Annotated in this window: 2 protein-coding genes; both read right to left on the bottom strand. The window is 56.7% G+C overall.

Translation table 11 applies throughout. From position 1 onward, the window contains the following. Nucleotides 1-897 precede the first annotated feature (897 nt). Nucleotides 898-1,365: an NUDIX hydrolase gene (locus ACF8AM_RS17525; protein WP_392556883.1), complete on the bottom strand. Its 468-nt coding sequence runs from the start codon at nt 1,363-1,365 to the stop codon at nt 898-900. A 95-nt stretch (nt 1,366-1,460) separates the two neighbouring features. Continuing rightward, a complete protein-coding gene (locus ACF8AM_RS17520) occupies nt 1,461-2,606 on the bottom strand; it encodes a DUF4013 domain-containing protein (protein WP_392556882.1) in 1,146 nt (381 codons plus the stop codon). Between the last annotated feature and the right edge of the window lie 318 nt (nt 2,607-2,924).

Below are 2,924 nucleotides of genomic sequence, written 5' to 3'. Positions count from 1 at the left end.
CTCGGCACCACAGCTAACCCCACCCCGACGCGTCCGCGAGGGACCGCATGCGAATCCCAACCCGAAGCGTCAATTTTGAAGTTGCGTTTTTTCCTCGAATGGCCAACGGCCAAATTCAATTCAGAACATGTGGGTTGATGTTGGCCGTTGGCCAACTCATTTCCCTTCGTTCTCGATCCCTGGGGCGATGCCCCAGGCTACGATGACGAAGGCCTTTGGCCAACAAAACCGAATGCAAAAAGCGCAACTTCAAAACGCGTCAGCGAGGGCCCCACAGCCTCACAACCCGAAGCGTCAGCGAGAGACCGCAGCCAATCCCAACCCGACGCGTGAGCGAGGGACCGCATGCTAATCCCAACCCGAAGCGTCAATTTTGAAGTTGCGCTTTCCTCAAAACCCGAAGCGTCAGCTTTCTCATAACCCGAAACGTCAGCGAGGGAAAAACGATGTTGACTTCGCCTCGCTCACGCGTCGGGTTATGAAAACCCAATGCCTCACGCAAAAGCGCTACTTCAAAACGCGCAAGCCGGCTCCTCGCTTGCATCACTCCATGCAAAAACCGCTCCAAGTGGAAACCCACTTGGGCGGCGATCAGATGAGGCGACAACCAGGCGGCGAAAACTTCAGCCCGCCAGCAAGGATTATTTCTTGCGGTGACGAATCTTGGCTCGCATCCGTCGTTTCTTGCGGCCTACTTTGCGTCGTCCCTTGCCAGATTTCTTGGTACCCACCTAGTTCGCTCTCCTAGAAATGATGTTCGTGTTTTGCGTGCATGGCCAGTTTTCGCGTTGTGGCAACGCCAATCGTTGGCGTTCCAGCCTTGGGCGAATCAAACACCAGCCGGATCGAATCGCGTAGCCTAGCAGAACAGCAGCGACCGACAAGGTGAGTTTCCGCTCAGGGCAACGATGAATCTGTCCAGGGCAGCGTGATGTCGCCTTTTCGCCATGCAGCTACAAATTCAGGCAAACTGGGCAAGGCTCCCCGTGCCTGGACAATTTCTTTCGCCGTCATCCAGTGCACCTCGGCGACTTCCTCGGGGTTGGGCACCGGGTCCACTTCGTCCGGAAACTCCGCGACCCACCAAGCCAACCGAGTGCCCCATGGCGTGACGCTTCGCCAGCACAACCGAGTCGGCGTCACATCGATCGCCAGCTCCTCTTGCATCTCGCGAACGAGCGCTTCTTCCTCGCTTTCCCCCGCCTCAATGCCTCCACCGGGCAAACACAATTTGCCTGGCGCATTGACGGTCAGCGAGCGGCGAATGATCAGCAGTTTCTCTTCGCGAAACATCACTCCGATCACACCGCGTTTGCGGCTGCGGTGACGAGAATTCGGCTGTTTCGCATGTGGCAATCGAGTCATGCATCGCTTCTACCACTTGTGCGAAGAAGCAACAAGGGACGCGAATCGCAAAGTTTGCCAGGACGTGCGTTGCCAAACTCCATCCGGCAAAGAAATCAAACGCCCACAAACGGCACAGGAACCAACAGAGCGTGCTGGCGAACCCAGGTTTCCACCCCGTCCCAACTGGTGAATTGGCTGGCCATCAAAAACAACATGTAAAAGCCAACGATCGCGGGCATCACCACCAGCCGAACGGTCCACCGCGAAACAAACCACCAGCGGTCTGACCAAACCCCAGGCGACCATTCACCCGATTCCGCTTGGACACGCAGCCGCCGGCATCGACGCAGCGCCAACCCTTCTGCGATTCGCGCCGGCAACATGAATGCCACAAACACCAAACACGGCAACCAAGTGATCTCCTGCGGCGTCGCTTCGATCTTCAGCAAATACAGCGGGATCGGCATCAACACCAACCCGACCAACATGGCTCCCGCCCAAGACCACGGTGCGTAGCGAAAGTCACTGCGGACTTGCCGCCACTGAAACATCGCGCGCCAATGGTTTTGCGCCGCAAAATGTGTCTGCAACATCGGCAGGTACAGCAGCACAAACGCGAGCGTGAACAAAGCCAATACGCCCAACAATCCGTCGGCAGCGTTGTCGCCTTGCCGCGTCACGCCCATGATCACAAACGCGGGAATCAGCCAAACCAGAGTCAACAACGCTCCGCGAACGCCCATCCAAAACAACGCGGGAATCTTCAGGTCACGCAAAAACGCCCACACCTGATCAGCGAACCGCGACCAAGTCGATGGACGCCACCCTTCTTTCAGAAAACGCACGGGCTGAGGCCACAAGTAATGTTTCAAGCGTCCGCCACGAACCCAGGCCCAACCCAAGTAAACAGTCAAGAACGCTGACAACGCAATCGCACCAATCCTCAACCGAGTCGCATCGGGAGAACCGGGATCAATCACCGCCGCCACGGATTCCCAATGTGCCAGCAACCGAGTCGGTGCGGAAGCAACCGCCAGCGCCAGAAAGGCCGCTCCAAACACACCCGCCGCATTCAAATTCGGCAAAGCGTCCTTGAGCTGCCCACCCGCGGCCAAATGCCCGGCAACAGCCAGCAAATACCCCAACGTGATCAACTGCAACAGCGGAAGCGCCGTGACAAACGCCAAGATCAACGCCAAAGACGCAAGACAAAACAGCGTCCACGTGGCTTTTCGAATGGATTGAAAGAAACGTCGCATACCCGGTGTTCGATGTCTCGCGTGCGATCTTGGCAATCAAATCCAGCAAGGCTGGAAAATTAGTAAGTGAAAAGGGTTTGATAAGTAGAAAGGGGCACAGGGGCACAGAACCACAGACTGAAACCCACAACCAATCCTACCAGCCCCAAAAACCTGTAGCACGGTGGTCTCCACCGTGACTCAAACACCATCCGCACCAGAGTAGAACAGTTGTCCCCAACTGTTCCGTCAACCAGCGTTCTCCCTCCAAGTCTCACCCCACCCAAACCATGCTCCAACCCATCTGGATCTCGCATCCCTGCCCCTCCTCGCAAAACC

The organism is Rhodopirellula sp. JB055, assembly GCF_043100905.1.
Classification (GTDB): Bacteria; Planctomycetota; Planctomycetia; order Pirellulales; family Pirellulaceae; genus Rhodopirellula.
The sequence above is the reverse complement of the archived record's forward strand: the minus strand, read 5'-3'. Positions and strand labels throughout refer to the sequence as shown.

Bases quoted from the DNA above. Each gene is read 5' to 3' on its own strand.
- ACF8AM_RS17520 (WP_392556882.1), bottom strand. From the start codon at position 2,606: ATGCGACGTTTCTTTCAATCCATTCGAAAAGCCACGTGGACGCTGTTT.
- ACF8AM_RS17525 (WP_392556883.1), bottom strand. From the start codon at position 1,365: ATGACTCGATTGCCACATGCGAAACAGCCGAATTCTCGTCACCGCAGC.